Raw genomic sequence first — 18884 nt, 5'->3', positions numbered from 1 at the left:
CGCACCGGCGGAACATCACCACATCCGCGATGTTGCGGACTCCCCCGCCGTCGAGGCCGCTACATCCGGCACGTGGTGCGGCGGCTGTGACGGCGGAAGCCGGCCGAACGTGGGCCGGCCCCGCGGTCCGCGGCGGGGCGGACCGGCGGGGCCGGTGGGTGTGCCTGGCGCCGGTCAGGGCCGGCGGGTCAGGGCCGGCGGTCGAGGTGGGTGCGGATGGCGGCGGCCAGCCGCTCGGGGGCGCCGTCGGCGTGGCCGAGGAAGAGCGACGGCTCGGTGAGCTCCAGCTCGACCAGGACCGGCGCGCCGTCCGCGCCCGGAATCAGGTCGACCCGGGCGTAGAGCAGCCGCTCCGCGCCACCCGGCACCGCCGCCAGGGTCTTCTCCGCCACCGCCAACTGCTCCTCGGTGGCGGTTCGCGCGGTGATCTCCTCGGGCCTGTAGAGCCCCGCCACGCCGAGGTCCGGGCCGGTGAGCATCGGCCCCTTGCGGATCGCGTGGCTGAACGCCAGGCCGTCCGGGCCGGCCAGGAAGAGCAGCGCGGTCTCGCCGGCGGTGTCCACCGCCCGCAGGTACGGCTGGACCATGGTCACCCGGCCGGCGGCGGAGAGCCGCCGGACGTGCGCCACGGCCAGTTCCCGGTGCTCGGGGTCGGCCAGGTCGTACCGGCCGGTGTCCTGGCTGCCGGCGCTCACCGCCGGCTTGACGACGTACTCGCCGGAGTCGGCGGGCGGCTGCCAGCTCTCCCCGGGCGCGACCCAGGACGTGGGCACGGTGGGCACCCCGGCCGCGGAGAGCTCGGCCAGGTAGCGCTTGTCGGTGTTCCAGCGGACCACGTCGGCCGGGTTGGCCAGGGCGGGCACCGTGGCGGCCCAGGCGACGAACTCGTCGCGGCGCAGCGCGTAGTCCCACGGGGAGCGCAGCACGGCGAGGGCGTAGCCGGCCCAGTCGACGGCCGGGTCGTCCCAGACCACCGGCTCGGCGGCGACGCCGTGCCGGGCCAGCGGGGCGAGCACCAGCCGGTCGTCCGGGTCGAGGTCGCGCAGTTCGGTACAGGTGACGAGAGCGACCCGGGGTTCCCCCCGGGTCGACTGGTGGTGGTCGGTCAAGGTCAGCGGGCCATCGTGCGTCGTGCCATGGACCGCCAGAGGTCGTTGCTCGGACGCATCTGGTCCATCAGCTCACGCTCCCAGGCGTTCTCGACCGCGACCCCCGCCTTGGCGCAGGCCTGCCGCGCGACGACGGTGTCGTCGGCGAACTGGTCGCCCCACGCCCCGTCCGCGCCCACCAGGACGATGCGTGCGCCCCGCTTGCCGACGTACTCGATGACCGCCTTCGCGCCGCCGTGCCCGGCGGCGAACGACTTGATCCCCGCGACCAGGCCGTTCGGGGCCTGCTCGGGAGCGGTCTGCTCGGCCGTCAGCGTCGTATCGGAACCATCTGCCATGACGCGAAGCCTAAGCAGACTTCCACCCGGGCGGGCGAGAACCATGAACCTTTTGTGATGCCAATTACCTCGAGGTTTAAGGAGAACCACAGGCGATTCGCCCGGTTATATCCGGACTTCCGCTGGCAAAGCGGCCCGGCAAACCACTGCGGCCCGGTACAGGTTGAGCCCATCGGACTCATGCCGAAAGTTACTCGGATGTGACGCGATACCCGGACAACTCATCCATGATGGTGATTTGTCGAACCCTGCTCGCCCGCCCGGAAGCTGTCCAGCCGCCCCGCGGCCCGGCCGACACGGGCCGGCCGGCCCGTCGGGCGTGGGTCAGATCAGGGCGTCCAGCGCGACGGCCGCGAAGAGGATGGTCAGGTAGGTCGTCGACCAGTGGAACAGCCGCATCGGCTTGACCGCCTGCCCCCGGGCGCTCCGGCGGGCCAGCTTGTGCGCCTCGACCAGGAAGATCGCGCCGACGACCAGGCTGGGCAGCCCGTAGATCGGGCTCATCCCCAGCGGCCAGACCGCCAGCGACGACGCCACGGTGAGCCAGGCGAAGATGATGATCTCGGCGTTCACCCGGCGGGTGGAGGCCACCACCGGCAGCATCGGGATGCCGGCCCGGGCGTAGTCGTCCTTGTACTTCATCGCCAGCGGGTAGAAGTGCGGCATCTGCCAGAAGAAGACCACCGCGAACAGCGCCCACGCCGCCGGCGCCAGCGACCCGGTCACCGCCGCCCAGCCGATCAGCACCGGCGCGGCCCCGCAGGCGCCGCCCCAGAACGTGTTCGCCGTGGTGGTGCGCTTGAGCCAGAGGGTGTAGACCACGTCGTAGTAGACGATCGCGGCCAGGGTGAGCCCGGCGGCCAGCAGGTTGGTGAACGCGGCCATCAGGGCGACCGAGACCGCCGCCAGCACCAGCCCGAAGATCAGCGCGTTGCGCGGGGTCACCGTGTGCGCCGGCAGCGGGCGGCGCTTGGTGCGCCGCATCACCTGGTCGATGTCGCGGTCGATGTAGCAGTTGATGACGCTGGCCGCGCCGGCCGCGAGCGAGCCGCCGACCAGCACCACCGCGACCAGCCAGAGCGACGGCAGGCCGCCGTCGGCGAGCATCATCGCCGGCACGGTGGTGACCAGGAGCAGCTCGACGATCCGCGGCTTGGTCAGCGCGACGTACGCCGACAGCACCGCCCGGATGTCCCGGGGCGCCGCCACCGCCTCCTTGGCCGCCGTGCGCACCGGCTGCTGCCCGGCAGGGGTGCTGACGGGGCGGTCGGTGATCATGCTCACGGATTGCCACCTTCCGGCGTCGGCAGGGGAGGTCGGTCGGCCGGGCCCGGTTCGGGTCCGCACACCGCCCCACACACTACGCGCTGTCGTTTTGGCTGCCCGGCCGACCCGGCAACGGTGCCAGCCGTCACACCGTCGCGGGATCGAACGTCGATCCGCCCGGACACGTACAGACCAGCATGCAGAGATCCCCGGGCGGACGTTTAGGACCGCTCGATAGGGTCATCAGTGAGGGTTCCGCCCATCTGCCGAGGAGCACAACCATCGTGGCTGCCAACCGTCCCGAGCACCCCGCACTGAACTGGTCCGACCTCGACCGCCGGGCCGTCGACACCGTCCGCGTGCTGGCCATGGACGCCGTGGAGAAATCCGGCAACGGCCACCCGGGCACCGCGATGAGCCTGGCGCCCGCGGCGTACCTGCTCTTCAACCGGGTCATGCGGCACAACCCGGCCGACCCGAACTGGCCCGGCCGGGACCGTTTCGTGCTCTCCGCCGGCCACTCCAGCCTCACCCTCTACATCCAGCTCTTCCTCTCCGGCTACCCGATGAGCCTGGACGACCTGAAGTCACTGCGGCAGTGGGGTTCGCTCACCCCGGGCCACCCGGAGCACGGGCACACCCCGGGCGTGGAGACCACCACCGGCCCGCTCGGGCAGGGCCTGGGCAACGCGGTCGGCATGGCCATGGCGGCCCGCCGCGAGCGCGGCCTCTTCGACCCGGAGGCCGAGCCGGGCACCTCGGTCTTCGACCACGACATCTGGTGCATCGCCTCGGACGGCGACATCGAGGAGGGCATCAGCCACGAGGCCAGCGCGCTGGCCGGGCACCAGCAGCTGGGCAACCTCTGCGTGATCTACGACGACAACGAGATCTCCATCGAGGACGACACCCGGATCGCCAAGAGCGAGGACGTGGCGGCCCGCTACGAGGCGTACGGCTGGCACGTGCAGACGGTCGACTGGCGCCGCGGCGACGCCGACCAGGGCGACTACCACGAGGACGTGGAGGCGCTCCACCGGGCGCTGCTGGCGGCGAAGGCGGAGACCACCCGCCCCTCCTTCATCGCGCTGCGCACCATCATCGGCTGGCCCGCCCCCAACAAGCAGAACACCGGCAAGATCCACGGTTCGGCGCTCGGCGCCGACGAGGTGGCCGCCACCAAGCAGATCCTCGGCTTCGACCCGCAGCGCACCTTCGAGGTGGACGAGGAGGTCCTCGGGCACGCCCGCCGGGTGATGGAGCGCGGCGCGGAGGCCCAGCGCGCGTGGACCGGGGCGTTCGACGCCTGGGCGCAGGCCAACCCGGAGCGCCGGGCGCTGTGGGACCGGCTGGCCACCCGGACGCTGCCGCAGGGCTGGGCGGACGCCCTGCCGGAGTTCCCGGCCGACGCCAAGGGCATCGCCACCCGGGCCGCGTCCGGCAAGGTGCTGGAGGCGCTCGCGCCGGTGCTGCCGGAGCTGTGGGGCGGCTCGGCCGACCTGGCCGAGAGCAACAACACCACCATGAAGGGCGAACCCTCCTTCATCCCGGCCACCCACGCCACCAAGGACTTCCCCGGCCACGAGTACGGCCGCACGCTGCACTTCGGCATCCGCGAGCACGCCATGGGGGCGATCCTCAACGGCATCGCCCTGCACGGCGGCACCCGCCCGTACGGCGGCACCTTCCTGGTGTTCAGCGACTACATGCGCCCCTCCGTCCGGCTCGCCGCGCTGATGAAGCTGCCGGTGGTCTACGTCTGGACGCACGACTCGATCGGCCTCGGCGAGGACGGCCCCACCCACCAGCCGGTGGAGCACCTGACCGCGCTGCGGGCCATCCCGGGCCTGGACGTGGTCCGCCCGGCCGACGCGAACGAGACGGCCTGGGCCTGGCGGCAGGCGTTGGAGCACACCGACCGGCCGACCGCGCTGGCGCTCAGCCGCCAGGCGCTGCCGACCTTCGACCGGTCGACGCTGGCCGGCGCGGAGGGCGTGGCCAAGGGCGGCTACGTGCTGGCCGAGGCGTCCACCGGCAAGCCGCAGGTGATCCTCATCGGCACCGGCTCCGAGGTGCAGCTCTGCCTGACCGCGCGGGAGCGGCTGGAGGCGGACGGCACGCCCACCCGGGTCGTCTCGATGCCCTGCCAGGAGTGGTTCGCCGAGCAGGACGAGGCCTACCGGGAGTCGGTGCTGCCGCGCGGGGTAAAGGCACGGGTGAGCGTGGAGGCGGGCATCGCCATGTCCTGGCGCGCGATCGTCGGCGACTGCGGCGAGAGCGTCAGCCTGGAGCACTACGGGGCGAGCGCCCCGCACTCCGTGCTCTTCGAGCAGTTCGGGTTCACCCCTGACCGGATCGTGGCCGCCGCGCACGCGGCCCTGACCCGGGTGGGCGACATCACCGGTTTCACCACCGGCAACTGAGGGAGCGTGGACGGCATGACGGACAGACTGGGCGAGCTCAGCGCCGCGGGCGTGGCGATCTGGCTCGACGATCTTTCCCGGACGCGACTGAGCTCCGGCGGGCTGGACCAGCTCCGGCGGGAGCGGCACCTGGTCGGGGTGACCACCAACCCGACCATCTTCGCCAAGGCGCTGAGCGACGCGGACGAGTACAACTGGCAGCTCAAGGACCTCGCCATCCGTGGGGTGGACGTCGAGGAGGCCGTCCGCATGCTCACCACGTACGACGTGCGGTGGGCCTGCGACGTGATGCGGCCGGCGTACGACGCGAGCGGCGGGGTGGACGGCCGGGTCTCCATCGAGGTGGACCCCCGGCTGGCGCACGAGACCGAGAAGACCGTCGCCGAGGCCGGTGCGCTGTGGTGGCTGATCGACCGGCCCAACCTCTTCATCAAGATCCCGGCCACCGAGGCCGGCCTGCCGGCGATCACCGCCGCCCTGGCCCAGGGGATCAGCGTCAACGTCACGCTGATCTTCGGGCTGGACCGCTACTCCCAGGTGATGGAGGCGTTCCTGGCCGGTCTGGAGCAGGCGAAGGCGAACGGCCACGACCTGTCCAAGATCGGGTCGGTGGCGTCCTTCTTCGTCTCCCGGGTCGACACCGAGGTCGACAAGCGGCTGGAGAAGATCGGCTCCGAGCAGGCCAAGGCGCTGCGCGGCAAGGCCGCCGTCGCCAACGCCCGGCTGGCGTACGAGCGGTACGCCGAGGTCTTCTCCTCCGACCGCTGGCAGGCGCTGGCCGACGCCGGCGCCCACCCGCAGCGGCCGCTGTGGGCCTCCACCTCGACCAAGAACCCGGACTACCGGGACGTCATCTACGTCGAGGAGCTGATCGCCCCGGGCACCGTCAACACCATGCCCGAGCCGGTGATCCACGCCTACGCCGACCACGGCGAGACCCAGGCCGACACCGTCACCGGGGCGTACGACGACGCCCGGAAGGTCTTCGCCGACCTCGAGTCGGTGGGCGTCGACATGTCCGACGTGATCGCCGTGCTGGAACGCGAGGGCGTGGAGAAGTTCGAGGCCAGCTGGCAGGAGCTGATCGACGGGGTGCGCAAGTCGCTGGCCGCCGCCGGGCAGGGCACCGGCCACCCCGGCCGGGCCGCCAAGGACAACGCCCGGGCCGCGCAGCAGGCGGGGGGCAACGCGTGAGCGAGCGGACCATCAGTTCAGTGCCGCACGCCGCCGCCGAGCGAAGCGAGGCGGCGGCGTGAGCGACCTGCTGGCTGGGCCGGTGGAGGCGGCCGCCGGGGTCGCCGTGCACGGGGCGGACGCGGTCGACCGGTCGGCTCCCGCCTCCACCCGGCAGGCGCTGGTCGCGGGCGGCGTACCGGGCCGGCTGGCCGCGAAGGACGCCACCCTGTGGGGCCCGGACGCCGAGGCCGAGGCGAAGATCCGCCTCGGCTGGGTGGACACCCACCGCCGCAGCCGGGAGCTGCTCCCCCAGCTCGCCGCGCTGAAGGCGGAGCTGGCCGACCTGGACCACGTGGTGCTCGCCGGGATGGGCGGCTCCTCGCTGGCCCCCGAGGTCATCGCGCGCACCCTCGGCAAGCAGCTGACCGTGCTGGACACCACCGACCCGGGTCAGGTGCGCGCCGCGCTGGCCGACCGGCTGGAGCGCACCGTCGTGGTGGTGGCCAGCAAGTCGGGTTCGACGGTGGAGACCGACAGCCACCGCCGGGCGTACTGGCAGGCGTTCCTCGACGCCGGGATGACCGAGGCGGAGGCCGGCCGGCACTTCGTCATCGTCACCGACCCGGGCTCGCCGCTGGAGCAGACCGCCGTCGAGATGGGCGCGATGACCGTGCTGGCCGACCCGGACGTGGGCGGCCGCTACTCGGCGCTGACCGCCTTCGGGCTGGTCCCGTCGGCGCTGGCCGGGGTCGAGGTGGCCGAGCTGCTGGACCAGGCGGAGGCGCTGTCCGAGGCGCTCGGCCGGGACACCGACAACCCCGGCCTGGCGCTCGGCGCCGCGCTGGGCGCGGCGGCCACCACCGGCCGGGACAAGGTCGCGCTGATCGCCGACGGCACCGGCATCGACGGCCTGGGCGACTGGGCCGAGCAGCTCATCGCCGAGTCCACCGGCAAGGCCGGGGTCGGCATCCTGCCGGTGGTGGTCGAGTCGCCGCGGAGCCCCGGCGCCACCGGGCCCGACGTGCTCACCGTCAGCTACGGCGGCGCGCTCGCCCCCGGCGACCAGCCGGGCGGCGGCGCCACCCCGGACGTGGCGGTCAACGGCCCGCTCGGCGCCCAGTTCCTGACCTGGGAGTACGCCACCGCGGTCGCCGGCGTGGTGCTCGGCATCGACCCGTTCAACCAGCCGAACGTCACCGAGAGCAAGGAGAACACCAACGCGATCCTGGCCTCGGGCCCGCCGGCGGAGACGCCGTCGTTCACCGAGGGCGCGATCGAGGTGTACGCCCCGGCGGGCGCCCCGGGAGACCTGGCCGGGGTGCTGCGCTGGCTGGTCGACGGGCTGGGCGACGACGGCTACCTGGCGGTGATGGCGTACCTCGACCGGTTCGCCGACGCCGGCGCGGCCCGGCTGCGGCCGCTGCTCGCCGGCGCCAGCGGACGCCCGGTCACCTTCGGCTGGGGTCCCCGGTTCCTGCACTCCACCGGCCAGTACCACAAGGGCGGCCCGCAGGTCGGCAGCTACCTCCAGCTGACCGGCGCGGTCACCGAGGACCTGCCGGTGCCGGGCAAGCCGTACACCTTCGGCGAGTTGCAGGCGGCGCAGGCCGCCGGCGACCGGCAGGCGCTGGCCGGGCGGCAGCGCCCGGTGCTGCGGCTGCACCTGACCGACCGGTCGGCGGGGCTGGCCCAGCTGCTCGATGCGACGGGGGCGCTGCGGGCGTGACGATGGACGACGTGGACCACGCGGAGCGAGGAGGCGGCGTGAACCCGCTGCGCGACCCGCAGGACCGGCGGCTGCCGAGGATCCCGGAGCCGTGCGCTCTGGTGATCTTCGGGGTCACCGGTGACCTGGCGCGGAAGAAGTTGCTCCCGGCGGTGTACGACCTGGCCAACCGCGGCCTGCTGCCGCCGGGTTTCGTTGTGCTCGGGTTCGCCCGCCGGGACTGGGGCGACGGCGACTTCGAGACGCTGGCCTGTGAGGCGGCGAAGAAGCACGCCCGCACCCCGTGGCGGGAGGAGGTCTGGGCGCGGCTGGCCGGCAACATCAAGTTCGTCGGCGGCTCGTTCGACGACGACGCCGCCTTCGACCACCTGGCCCGCTGCCTGGACGAGCTGCGCCAGTCGCACGGCATTCCCGGCAACGCGGCCTTCTACTTCTCCATCCCGCCGGCCGCGTTCCCGGTGGTGCTCAAGCAGCTGGCCCGTACCGGGCTGGCCGACAACGAGAAGTCGGGCGGCTGGCGCCGGGTGGTGGTGGAGAAGCCGTTCGGCCACGACCTGCCCTCGGCGAAGGCGCTCAACGACCTGGTCGACGACGTCTTCACCCGCCGGGACGTCTTCCGGATCGACCACTACCTGGGCAAGGAGACGGTCCAGAACATCCTCGCCCTGCGGTTCGCCAACAACCTGTTCGAGCCGCTGTGGAACTCCAAGTACGTCGACTCGGTGCAGATCACCATGGCCGAGGACGTCGGCATCGGCACCCGGGCCGCTTTCTACGACTCGGTCGGCACCGCCCGGGACGTGCTCCAGAACCACCTGCTCCAGCTGCTCGCGCTGGTGGCGATGGAGGAGCCGACCAGCTTCGACGCCGACGAGATCCGCACCGAGAAGCTCAAGGTGCTCAAGGCGATCACGCTGCCCAAGGACGTCTCCCAGGGCACCGTGCGCGGCCAGTACCTGCCCGGCTGGGTGGGCGGCCAGCGGGCGGTGGGCTACCTGGACGAGGAGGGGGTCCCCCCGGACTCCACCACGGAGACGTACGTGGCGGTGCGGCTGGGCATCCAGAACCGGCGCTGGGCCGAGGTGCCGTTCTACATCCGGGCCGGCAAGCGGCTGCCGCGGCGGGTCACCGAGGTGGCCATCATGTTCAAGCGGGCGCCGCACCTGCCGTTCAACCCGGCCGACATGGAGTCGCTGGGCAACAACCAGCTGGTCATCCGGGTGCAGCCGGACGAGGGAGTGGTGCTGAAGTTCGGCGCCAAGGTGCCGGGCACCACGATGGAGGTCCGCGACATCGCGATGGACTTCCAGTACGGCGAGGCGTTCACCGAGTCCAGCCCGGAGGCGTACGAGCGGCTGGTGCTGGACGTGCTGATCGGCGACCGCACCCTCTTCCCGGACGCCGCCGAGGTCGAGCAGAGCTGGCAGGTGGTGGACCCGCTGGAGCACGCCTGGGCGGGCACCAAGCCGGAGCCGTACCGGGCCGGCGAGTGGGGTCCGCGGGCCGCCGACGAGATGCTGGCCCGCGAGGGCCGCGCCTGGCGGCGGGCATGACCGCGCGGAGCGAGCGAATCATCGGGCACGGACGGACCGGGAGGCTCCAGTGATCGGCCTGTGGGACACCACCGGCAACGAGGTGGTCAAGGCGCTGGCCGCCGAGCGTCGCAGCGCCGGCGGGGTGGCCAGCGGGATGGCCCTCACGCTGATCGTGGTGGTGGACGAGAAGCGGGTCCGCGAGGCGGAGGCGGCGGCGACCATAGCGTCCGCCGCCCACCCGTGCCGGCTGGTGGTGGTGGTCCGCTCGGACGTCGAGCGGGACCGCAACCGGCTGGACGCGGAGATCGTCGTCGGCGGCCGGCTCGGCCCGGGCGAGGCGGTGGTCACCCGGATGTACGGCCGGCTCGCGCTGCACGCCGAGTCGGTGGTGATGCCGCTGCTGGTGCCGGACGTGCCGGTGGTGACCTGGTGGCACGGCGAACCGCCGGAGGAGATCGCGACCGACTTCCTCGGCGTGGTGGCCGACCGGCGGATCACCGACACCGCGCAGGCCGCGGATCCGATCGAGGCGCTGCGGCAGCGCGCCCGGGACTACGCGCCGGGCGACACCGACCTGGCCTGGACCCGGATCACGCCGTGGCGCACGCTGGTGGCCGGGGCGTTCGACACCACCCAGGCGCGGGTCACCGAGGCGACAGTGGTCGCGCCGGGCAGCGACCCGACGGCCGCGTTGATGATCGGCTGGCTGGGCAGCCGGCTGGGCATCACCCCGCGTTGGGAGACCACCGACCAGTTCCCCCGGATGCGTGAGGTGCAGCTGCGCTGCGCCAACGGCGACGAGCTGACGCTGACCCGGGACGACAGCGTGGCCACGTTCCGCCGGACCGGCCAGGAGGACCGTCAGCTGCCGCTGGTGCGCCGCCCGCTCGGCGACGAGCTGGCCGAGGAGCTGCGCCGGCTTGACGCCGACCAGGTGTACGCGGAGGCGCTCGGCGCCGCCGCCGGGCTGACCGGCCTGGAGCAGCGCCCGGGCCAGCGGGTGCACGTCTGGAAGGATCCGGCCACCGCGCAGCGCGCCGAGGCGGGGGTCACCGCGCACGCCGGCACGAGCGCCGAGCACTGAGCGCCCCGACGGCCGGGCCCGGCCCCGGGGGCGGGGATCATGGACAGCGACCGCCGAGCGGTCGGGAAACGAAGGCACACGAATGAGTGAGGCGAGTGTCGCCGTCCACGCCGACGCCGACCTGCTGGCGCAGACCGTGGCGGCCCGGCTGGTGGTCCGGCTGCTCGACGCGCAGGCCGCGCGGGGGCAGGCGGCGATGGTGCTGACCGGGGGGCGGATCGCCGCGGCGGTCTACCGGGCGGTGGCGGCGCTGCCGGCCCGGGACGCGGTGGACTGGTCCCGGGTGGACGTCTGGTGGGGCGACGAGCGGTTCCTGCCGGCCGGCGACCCGGAGCGCAACGAGACCCAGGCCCGGGCGGCGCTGCTGGACGCCGTGCCGCTGGACCCGGCCCGGGTCCACCCGATGCCGGCCTCGGACGCCGGCGCCGACCCGGAGGAGGCCGCCGCCCGGTACGCCGCCGAGCTGGCCGCCGCGGCCCGGCCGGGCACCGCCCTGCTCCCCCACTTCGACGTGCTGCTGCTCGGCGTCGGCGAGGACGGGCACGTCGCCTCCGTCTTCCCGGAGCACCCGGTGCACTACGAGAGCCGGCCGGTGAGCGCGGTCCGGGGCAGCCCGAAGCCGCCGCCGGTGCGCACCACGCTCACCCTGCCGGCGATCAACACCGCCGAGGAGGTCTGGCTGATCGCCAGCGGGGCGGACAAGGCCCACGCGGTCGGCATGGCGCTGGCCGGCGCGGGGCCGGTGCAGGTGCCGGCGGCGGGGGTGCAGGGCACCGGCCGTACCCTCTGGCTGCTCGACCGGGCCGCGGCGGCCGACGTGCCGGCCCGGCTGCGCAGCCTGCGCTGAGCCGAGCGGCGGCCCGTTCGGGCGGCGTCGCGGCCCGGACAGACGGCCTCGCCGGTGGCCCGGACAGACGGCCTCGGACGAGGCGGGGGCGCCGGTCAGCCGGTGCCGCGGCGGCGGCGCAGCGCGGCGAGCGCCTCGGCCAGGATGGCCTCGCCCTCGGCGTCGGTGCGCCGCTCCTTCACGTACGCCAGGTGGCTCTTGTACGGCTCGGACCGCGCCCGGCCGGGCGGGTTCTGCGCGTCCTGGCCGGCCGGGTGGCCGCAGCGCGGGCAGTCCCAGACCGGCGGCGCCTCCGCCTCGGCGGCGATCCTGATCTGTGTCTGGTGCCCGTTGCGGCACCAGTAGGCGACCGGCCGGCAGGGAGCCGGCTCGTAGCGTTCGGCGGGGCGGACGGGTGCGGACCCGACCCGCGAGCCCCGGATGACGTGGCCGTTCGGCACGGCTGCTCGCTCCTGTCGTCGGAGGGGACCGCCGCTCGGGGAGGGCGGCGGGCGACGCGGTGCAGCGGGGTGAAACGAACTGCGCGCGGCCCGTCGGGGGACGGACCGCGCGCAGATTGTACGACTTGACGGGCTGCTCAGGCGGCGCCGTCGAGTTGCAGCCGGAGCCAGAGGCCGAGCCCCACGATGCAGGCGAACCAGACGATGCCCACCAGAACGGTGTAACGGTCCAGGTTCTTCTCGGCCACCGACGACCCCGCCAGGCTGGAGCTGACGCCGCCGCCGAACATGCTCGACAGCCCGCCACCCTTACCTCGGTGGAGCAGGATCAGCAGGGTGAGCAGGACGCTCGTGATGATCAGCAACACGATCAACGTGTATGCGAACCAGATCGGCATGGCTGGGGTCAGTCCTCTCGTAGCGATCCTCGCCCGGCAGGTCGGGCACGCGGCACCGACCGGCGGACGGGCGGAGTCAAGGATAGCGAGCGATCAGCGGGCGATGTGCTCCGGGAACCGGCAGATCTGCGCGAATTCCTCGGCATCGAGGCTCGCCCCGCCGACCAGGGCCCCGTCCACGTCCGGCTGGGCCATGATCGCCGCGACGTTGGACGCCTTGACCGAGCCGCCGTAGAGGATCCGGACCTGGTCCGCGGTGTCCTGACCGAAGGTCTCCACCAGCCGGGTACGGACCGCGCCGCACACCTCCTGGGCGTCCTCCGGGGTGGCCGTCTTGCCGGTGCCGATCGCCCAGACCGGCTCGTACGCGACCACCACCCGGGTGACCTGCTCCGGGGTCAGCCCGTGCAGCGCGGCGTCGAGCTGGTCGCAGCAGTGCGGCACGTGCTCGCCCCGCTCGCGGACCTCCAGCCCCTCCCCCACGCAGAGGATCGGGGTCAGCCCGTGGCTCAGCGCGGCCTGCACCTTGGCGTTGACGATCGCGTCGTCCTCGTGGTGGTAGGCCCGCCGCTCGGAGTGCCCGACCACCACGTAGGTGCAGCCCAGCTTCGCCAGCATCGGGCCGGAGATGTCCCCGGTGTAGGCCCCGGAGGCATACGGCGAGAGGTCCTGCGCGCCGTAGCCGATCAGCAGCTTGTCGCCGTCCACGGCGGTCTGCACCGTGCGCAGGTCGGTGAACGGCGGCAGCACCACCGTCTCGACCTCGCTGAGCTGCTTCTCGCTGAGGCTGGCCGCCAGCTTCTGCACCAGCAGGTTCGCCTCGAGGTGGTTCAGGTTCATCTTCCAGTTGCCGGCCATCAGCGGCCGGCGGGTGGCGCTCGCCATCAGTTCTCCAGGGCCGCGATGCCGGGGAGGGTCTTGCCCTCGAGGTATTCCAGGGAGGCGCCGCCGCCGGTGGATATGTGATTGAAAGCGGACTCGTCCAGGCCTAGTGCACGGACCGCCGCCGCGGAGTCACCGCCACCGACCACGGTGAACGCGTCGGACTTGGCGATCGCCTCGGCGATCCCGCGGGTGCCGTTGGCGAAGGCCGGCATCTCGAACACGCCCATCGGGCCGTTCCAGAAGATCGTCTTCGCGCCCTTGAGCGCGGCGGCGAACCCGGCCACCGTCTCCGGGCCGATATCCAGCCCGACCCGCTTGCTCGGGATCCCGGCGGCCGGCACGGTGTCGTGCGCGGCGTCCGGGGCGAAGGCGTCAGCGGCCACCACGTCGACCGGGAGCAGGATCTTGCCGCCCGAGCGCTCGATCAGGTTGCCGCAGGTCTCGACCATGTCCTCCTCGAGCAGCGAGCTGCCCACCTCGTGACCCTGGGCCTTGAGGAAGGTGAAGCACATGCCGCCGCCGATGAGCAGCCGGTCGACAGTGGGCAGCAGCGCCTCGATCACGGCGAGCTTGTCGGAGACCTTCGAGCCGCCGAGCACCACCACGTACGGGCGGGCCGGGTCGCCGGTGAGCGTGGAGAGCACCTCCACCTCGCGCAGCACCAGCCGGCCGGCGACGTGCGGCAGCCGGGCCGGCACGTCGTAGACGCTGGCGTGCTTGCGGTGCACCGCGCCGAAGGCGTCGTCGACGTAGGCGTCGCCGAAGGCGGCGAGCTGGTCGGCGAAGGCGCCCCGCTCGGCCTCGTCCTTGCTGGTCTCGCCGGCGTTGAAGCGCAGGTTCTCCAGCAGCGCGACCTCGCCGTCGGCGAGCGCGTCCACCGTGGCGCGGGCGGACTCGCCGACCGTGTCGGTGGCGAAGTGCACCGGGGCGCCGAGCAGCTCACCGAGGCGCCCGGCCACCGGCCGGAGGCTGAACTGCGGGTCGGGCGAGCCCTTGGGACGACCCAGGTGCGAGCAGACGACCACCTTCGCGCCGGCCCCGGTGAGCGCGCTCAGGGTGGGCAGCACCGCGCGGATCCGGCCGTCGTCGGTGATGTCGCCGGACTGCTTGTCGAGCGGGACGTTCAGGTCGGCGCGCACCAGCACGCGCCGACCCGACACCCCCTCGGCGAGCAGGTCGTCGAGGGTCCGGATGCTCACAGCGACTGACCCACCAGCTTGACCAGGTCCACCAGGCGGTTCGAGTAGCCCCACTCGTTGTCGTACCAGCCGACGACCTTGACCTGGTTGCCGACCACCTTGGTCAGCGGCGCGTCGAAGATGCACGACGCCGGGTCGGTCACGATGTCGGAGGAGACGATCGGGTCCTCGTTGTAGACCAGGATGCCCTTGAGCGGGCCGTCGGCGGCCGCCTTCATCGCGGCGTTGACCTCGTCGACCGTGGTCTCCCGGTTGAGGTTCACGGTCAGGTCGGTGGTCGACCCGGTGGGGATCGGCACCCGCAGCGCGTAGCCGTCCAGCTTGCCCTTCAGCTCCGGCAGCACCAGCCCGATCGCCTTCGCCGCGCCGGTCGAGGTCGGCACGATGTTCAGCGCGGCGGCCCGGGCCCGGCGCAGGTCCTTGTGCGGGGCGTCCTGCAGGTTCTGGTCCTGGGTGTACGCGTGGATGGTGGTCATCAGGCCGTGCTGGATGCCGAACGTGTCCTGCAGGACCTTCGCCATCGGGGCGAGGCAGTTGGTGGTGCAGGAGGCGTTCGAGATGATGGTGTGCTTGGCCGGGTCGTACTGATCCTGGTTGACGCCCATCACCACGGTGACGTCCTCGTTCTTCGCCGGCGCGGAGATGATGACCTTCTTGGCCCCGCCGTCGATGTGCGCCTTCGCCTTGGTGGCGTCGGTGAAGAAGCCGGTGGACTCGATGACGACGTCCGCGCCGACCTCGCCCCACGGCAGCTTCGCCGGGTCCTTCTCGGCGTACGCCTTGATGGTCTTGCCGCCCACGGTGATCTCGTCGGCGGTGGCCTTGACCTCCTGCGGGAGGCGACCCAGGATGCTGTCGTACTTGACAAGGTGGGCGAGCGTCCCGTTGTCGGTCAGGTCGTTGACCGCCACGACCTCGACGTCAGCGCCGGACGCCAGCACTGCCCGGAAGAAGTTGCGGCCGATCCGGCCGAAGCCGTTGATGCCAACCCGGATGGTCACAGGTCCCATCTCCTCGCGTTCTGTCCGCCGGCGTGGGATCACCGCCGGCGAAGTGGTGTGCGCCGACCGTTGGAGCCGGCCGTTGACGGTTCATCTCGGCCACCCCGCCGCGGTCGTTGGAGACCTGACCGCCCGAGGCGGTGAGCACGGCGAGGAGAACCGGTGCCGGCCCCCTTGCCGTACGCAGCGACCTTATCCGAGCACGCGGCGGCGCGCTGCGTCGGGTGGTGATCCCGCACGCGACCGCGACGCCTCACCGTCCTATCAGACCACGAGCATGTCGGGCGTGACGGCCGCTTCGGTATCCGGGATGCCCAGGTCCCGGGCCCGCTTGTCGGCCAGCGCCAGCAACCGGCGGATCCGCCCGGCGATGGCGTCCTTGGTCAGCGGCGGGTCGGCCAGCGCACCCAGCTCCTCCAGCGACGCCTGCCGGTGCTCCAGCCGCAGCCGGCCGGCCGAGGTGAGGTGGTTCGGCGCGTCGTCGGCGAGGATCTCCAGGGCCCGGGTCACCCGGGCGGCGGCGGCGACCGCCGCCCGCGCCGAGCGGCGCAGGTTGGCGTCGTCGAAGTTGGCCAGCCGGTTCGCGGTGGCCCGCACCTCGCGGCGGACCCGCCGCTCCTCCCAGGCCAGCACGCTGGAGTGCGCGCCGATGCGGGTGAGCAGCGCGGCGATCGCGTCGCCGTCCTTGACCACCACCCGGTCCACCCCGCGCACCTCGCGGTTCTTGGCGGTGATGCCGATCCGCCGGGCCGCGCCGACCAGGGCGAGCGCCGACTCCGGCCCGGGGCAGGTGATCTCCAGCGCGCTGGAACGGCCCGGCTCGGTCAGCGAGCCGTGCGCCATGAACGCACCGCGCCAGGCCGAGACCGCGCAGCACACGTTCGCCGCGACCACGTGCGGTGGCAGCCCGCGTACCGGCCGGCCGCGCACGTCGAGCAGGCCGGTCTGCCGGGCCAGCGCCTCGCCGTCCTTGACCACCCGGACGATGAAGTGGCTGCCCTTGCGCAGCCCGCCCGAGGCGAGCACGTGGATCTCGCTGGGGTAGCCGTAGACCTCCGCGATCTCCCGCCGCAGCCGCCGGGCCACCGCACCGGTGTCGAGTTCCGCCTCCACGACCACGCGGCCGGAGACGATGTGCAGCCCACCGGCGAAGCGGAGCAGCGCCGCCATCTCCGCCCGCCGGCAGCAGGGCTTGGGCACGTCGACCCGACTCAGCTCGTCCTTGACCGCAGCCGTCATCGCCATTGTGCGTCCCCTCACGGACCGGTTCCGGCGTGTCGCCGGAGATTACGTACGTGTCTAACGATCGGCGCCCAGGACGGGCACCAGTGCGGCGCCCAGGGCGGCCGGATCATGACGGGGAGTGCCGTCGGTGACCGCGACGGGGGCGAGGACCAGTCGGGCACCCAGCGATTCTGCCGCACGTTCGACCGGTTCGGGGTCACCCACCGCCTTGGAATCCGCCAGCACGAAGTCGACCTTGAGTTCCGGCAGGTACCAGCGCAACGCGGCGAGATGGTCGGCCACCGACAACCCGAGGGTCTCCTTCTCGGCCGCCAGGTTCAGGGTGACCAGCCGGCGGGCCGGGCTGCTGACGATCGCCCCGGCCAGCTCCGGCACCAGCAGGTGCGGCAGCACGCTGGTGTACCAGCTGCCCGGCCCGAAGATCAGCCAGTCCGCCGCGCCGATCGCGGTGAGCGCCTGCGGGCAGGCCCGCGGCGCGGCCGGGGTGAGCCGCAGCGACTCCACCCGGCCGGCGGTCACCGCTACCTGGTGCTGACCGGTGACGGTCCGCACCTCGTCCGGGTGCTCCGGATCGACGCCGCGGACCCGCGCCTCGATGCCGACCGGCTCGCAGGACATCGGCAGCACCCGGCCCACCGCCCCGAGCATCGCGCCGGCGTGCTCCAGGGCGGCCACCGGGTCGCCGAGCAGCTCCATCAGCCCGTGCAGGACCAGGTTGCCCACCGCGTGCCCGGCCAGCGCGTCGCCGTCCGGGCTCGCCGGCACCTCGGCGAAGCGGTGCTGGAACAGCCCGGCGCTGCGCCGCGTCGCGGGGTGGTCGCCGGCCAGCGCGACCAGCGCCTGACGCAGGTCGCCCGGCGGCAGGCCGCCCCGTTCGGCGCGCAGCCGGCCGCTGGAGCCGCCGTCGTCGCCGACGGTGACCACCGCGGTGATGTCCAGGTCGAGTTCGGGGGCGCAGCGGCGCAGCGCGCGCAGGGACGCGGACAGGCCGTGCCCGCCGCCGAAGGCCACCACCTTCGCCGTCGTCATTCCCGCCCCAGGTCCCGGTGCTGCGCGTTGGCGGCGAGGCCGGACTGGCGCAGCCGGGCGGCCAGCTCCTCGGCGATCGCCACGCTGCGGTGCTTGCCGCCGGTGCAGCCCACGGCCACGGTCAGGTAGCGCTTGCCCTCCCGCTCGAAGCCGGTGGTGGTGGCGTTGACCAGGTCGGCGTACGAGGCCACGAAGGCGTCCGCGCCCTCCTGGCCGAGCACGTACGAGCTGACCGCCTCCTCCCGCCCGGTGTGCTCACGCAGTTCCGGCACCCAGTACGGGTTGGGCAGGAACCGGGCGTCCAGCACGAAGTCGGCGTCCGGCGGCAGGCCGTACTTGAAGCCGAAGGAGAGCACGGTGACCCGCAGCCGGCGGGCGTCCTCGCCGCCGAACAGCTCCTCGATCCGGCGGCGCAGCTGGTTGACGTTCAGGTGGCTGGTGTCGATGATCACGTCGGCCTGGTCCCGGGCCTCCTCCAGCAGGCCGCGCTCGACGGCGATGCCGTCGGCCAACCGCCCGTCGCCCTGCAACGGGTGCGAGCGGCGGACGCTCTCGAACCGGCGGATCAGCACCTCGTCGTCGGCGTCGACGAAGACCACCCGGGGCGAGAAGCCGCGCTCCTTCAGCTCCCGGATCGCCCCGGCCAGGTCGGTGGAGAAGGCGCGCGAGCGGACGTCGAGCACCATGGCGGTCCGCCGGGCCGCCCCGCCGGCCTTGAACGCCAGCTCGGCCATGTCGAGCATCAGCGCCTGCGGGAGGTTGTCCACCACGTAGTAGCCGACGTTCTCCAGCGCCCGGGCCACCGTGCTGCGGCCGCCCCCGGAGAGCCCGGTGACCACCACCAGTGTGGTGTCCGACTCCGCCGGAGCGGGCTGCCCGGCGATCCCCGCCGGGATGCCGTCCCGCTCCTCGGCCGTGCGCGCCTCGCTCACCCCTACCCCCAAGCCGTGGCGCCGCGGCCGGCTGGTCCCGGCCGCGATGTGGTCAAACAGCGACTCTATCCCGCCCGGTCGACCGGCCCGGCGGACGCCCGTCCCGGGGTGTCCCCCGCTGTCCGGGTCCGCTCCCGGCGCGCCCGGCGGCGCGGGGCCGGCCGGCTGTGCGCCCGCGCCCGTCCCCCGGGTGTCCCCCTGTCCGGTCCGCTCCCGGCGCGCCCGGCGGCGCGGGGCCGGCCGGCTGTCGG

Annotated in this window: 17 protein-coding genes; 6 read left to right on the top strand and 11 right to left on the bottom strand. The window is 73.3% G+C overall.

What is annotated here, in order from left to right; all coding sequences use genetic code 11:
- Positions 1-188 precede the first annotated feature (188 nt).
- The 3 genes from Q3W71_RS24375 to Q3W71_RS24365 all read right to left on the bottom strand — a co-directional run bounded on the left by Q3W71_RS24375 (position 189) and on the right by Q3W71_RS24365 (position 2731).
- On the bottom strand, positions 189-1109 hold the full coding sequence (locus Q3W71_RS24375) for a RimK family alpha-L-glutamate ligase (RefSeq protein WP_302921760.1): 921 nt from the start codon (positions 1107-1109) through the stop codon (positions 189-191).
- A 2-nt stretch (positions 1110-1111) separates the two neighbouring features.
- Entirely contained in the window at positions 1112-1447 is a 336-nt protein-coding gene (locus tag Q3W71_RS24370; protein ID WP_088992902.1) for a hypothetical protein, read from the bottom strand.
- A 324-nt stretch (positions 1448-1771) separates the two neighbouring features.
- Positions 1772-2731 carry a heme o synthase gene (locus Q3W71_RS24365; RefSeq protein WP_302921759.1) on the bottom strand — a complete coding sequence of 320 codons (960 nt, stop codon included), beginning with the start codon at positions 2729-2731 and terminating at the stop codon, positions 1772-1774.
- Between the two features lie 266 nt (positions 2732-2997).
- Here Q3W71_RS24365 and tkt point away from each other — a divergent pair, with 266 nt between their 5' ends.
- The 6 genes from tkt (at position 2998) to pgl (ending at position 11504) form a co-directional block, all read left to right on the top strand.
- Positions 2998-5136 (top strand): transketolase, encoded by a 2139-nt coding sequence (gene tkt / locus Q3W71_RS24360; RefSeq protein ID WP_302921757.1) that lies wholly within the window; start codon positions 2998-3000, stop codon positions 5134-5136.
- A gap of 15 nt (positions 5137-5151) precedes the next feature.
- Positions 5152-6330, top strand: coding sequence for a transaldolase (gene tal, locus Q3W71_RS24355; RefSeq protein ID WP_302921756.1), 1179 nt, complete (start codon positions 5152-5154; stop codon positions 6328-6330).
- Positions 6331-6388: 58 nt separating this feature from the next.
- Entirely contained in the window at positions 6389-8038 is a 1650-nt protein-coding gene (locus tag Q3W71_RS24350; protein WP_302921755.1) for a glucose-6-phosphate isomerase, read from the top strand.
- Between the two features lie 2 nt (positions 8039-8040).
- A complete protein-coding gene (gene zwf / locus Q3W71_RS24345) occupies positions 8041-9591 on the top strand; it encodes a glucose-6-phosphate dehydrogenase (protein WP_302921794.1) in 1551 nt (516 codons plus the stop codon).
- A 49-nt stretch (positions 9592-9640) separates the two neighbouring features.
- On the top strand, positions 9641-10657 hold the full coding sequence (locus Q3W71_RS24340; RefSeq protein ID WP_302921753.1) for a glucose-6-phosphate dehydrogenase assembly protein OpcA: 1017 nt from the start codon (positions 9641-9643) through the stop codon (positions 10655-10657).
- A gap of 82 nt (positions 10658-10739) precedes the next feature.
- Positions 10740-11504, top strand: a complete 765-nt coding sequence (pgl, locus tag Q3W71_RS24335; protein ID WP_302921752.1) for a 6-phosphogluconolactonase — start codon at positions 10740-10742, stop codon at positions 11502-11504.
- Positions 11505-11599: 95 nt separating this feature from the next.
- On the opposite strand, the gene Q3W71_RS24330 is transcribed toward pgl, so the two are convergent.
- The 8 genes from Q3W71_RS24330 to rapZ all read right to left on the bottom strand — a co-directional run bounded on the left by Q3W71_RS24330 (position 11600) and on the right by rapZ (position 18585).
- The gene (locus tag Q3W71_RS24330; RefSeq protein ID WP_302921751.1) at positions 11600-11944 is read right to left on the bottom strand and encodes an RNA polymerase-binding protein RbpA; all 345 of its coding nucleotides are present in this window, start codon (positions 11942-11944) and stop codon (positions 11600-11602) included.
- A gap of 137 nt (positions 11945-12081) precedes the next feature.
- Entirely contained in the window at positions 12082-12342 is a 261-nt protein-coding gene (gene secG / locus Q3W71_RS24325) for a preprotein translocase subunit SecG (RefSeq protein WP_088992894.1), read from the bottom strand.
- A 93-nt stretch (positions 12343-12435) separates the two neighbouring features.
- Complete coding sequence (tpiA, locus tag Q3W71_RS24320; RefSeq protein WP_302921750.1) at positions 12436-13227, bottom strand: triose-phosphate isomerase; 792 nt, start codon at positions 13225-13227, stop codon at positions 12436-12438.
- On the bottom strand, positions 13227-14426 hold the full coding sequence (pgk, locus tag Q3W71_RS24315) for a phosphoglycerate kinase (protein WP_302921749.1): 1200 nt from the start codon (positions 14424-14426) through the stop codon (positions 13227-13229). Before pgk ends, tpiA begins: the two co-directional genes overlap by 1 nt.
- Positions 14423-15427 carry a type I glyceraldehyde-3-phosphate dehydrogenase gene (gene gap, locus Q3W71_RS24310; protein ID WP_302921748.1) on the bottom strand — a complete coding sequence of 335 codons (1005 nt, stop codon included), beginning with the start codon at positions 15425-15427 and terminating at the stop codon, positions 14423-14425. Before gap ends, pgk begins: the two co-directional genes overlap by 4 nt.
- A 264-nt stretch (positions 15428-15691) precedes the next feature.
- The gene (gene whiA / locus Q3W71_RS24305; protein WP_076467662.1) at positions 15692-16672 is read right to left on the bottom strand and encodes a DNA-binding protein WhiA; all 981 of its coding nucleotides are present in this window, start codon (positions 16670-16672) and stop codon (positions 15692-15694) included.
- Between the two features lie 54 nt (positions 16673-16726).
- The gene (yvcK, locus tag Q3W71_RS24300) at positions 16727-17701 is read right to left on the bottom strand and encodes a uridine diphosphate-N-acetylglucosamine-binding protein YvcK (RefSeq protein ID WP_302921747.1); all 975 of its coding nucleotides are present in this window, start codon (positions 17699-17701) and stop codon (positions 16727-16729) included.
- Positions 17698-18585 (bottom strand): RNase adapter RapZ, encoded by an 888-nt coding sequence (rapZ, locus tag Q3W71_RS24295; protein ID WP_088997526.1) that lies wholly within the window; start codon positions 18583-18585, stop codon positions 17698-17700. Before rapZ ends, yvcK begins: the two co-directional genes overlap by 4 nt.
- Positions 18586-18884: the final 299 nt, after the last annotated feature.

This window comes from Micromonospora sp. C28SCA-DRY-2 (genome assembly GCF_030519475.1).
In the GTDB taxonomy this organism is placed as follows: domain Bacteria; phylum Actinomycetota; class Actinomycetes; order Mycobacteriales; family Micromonosporaceae; genus Micromonospora.
Note: the sequence above shows the minus strand (reverse complement) of the source record. Positions and strands in the feature narration are given on the sequence as shown.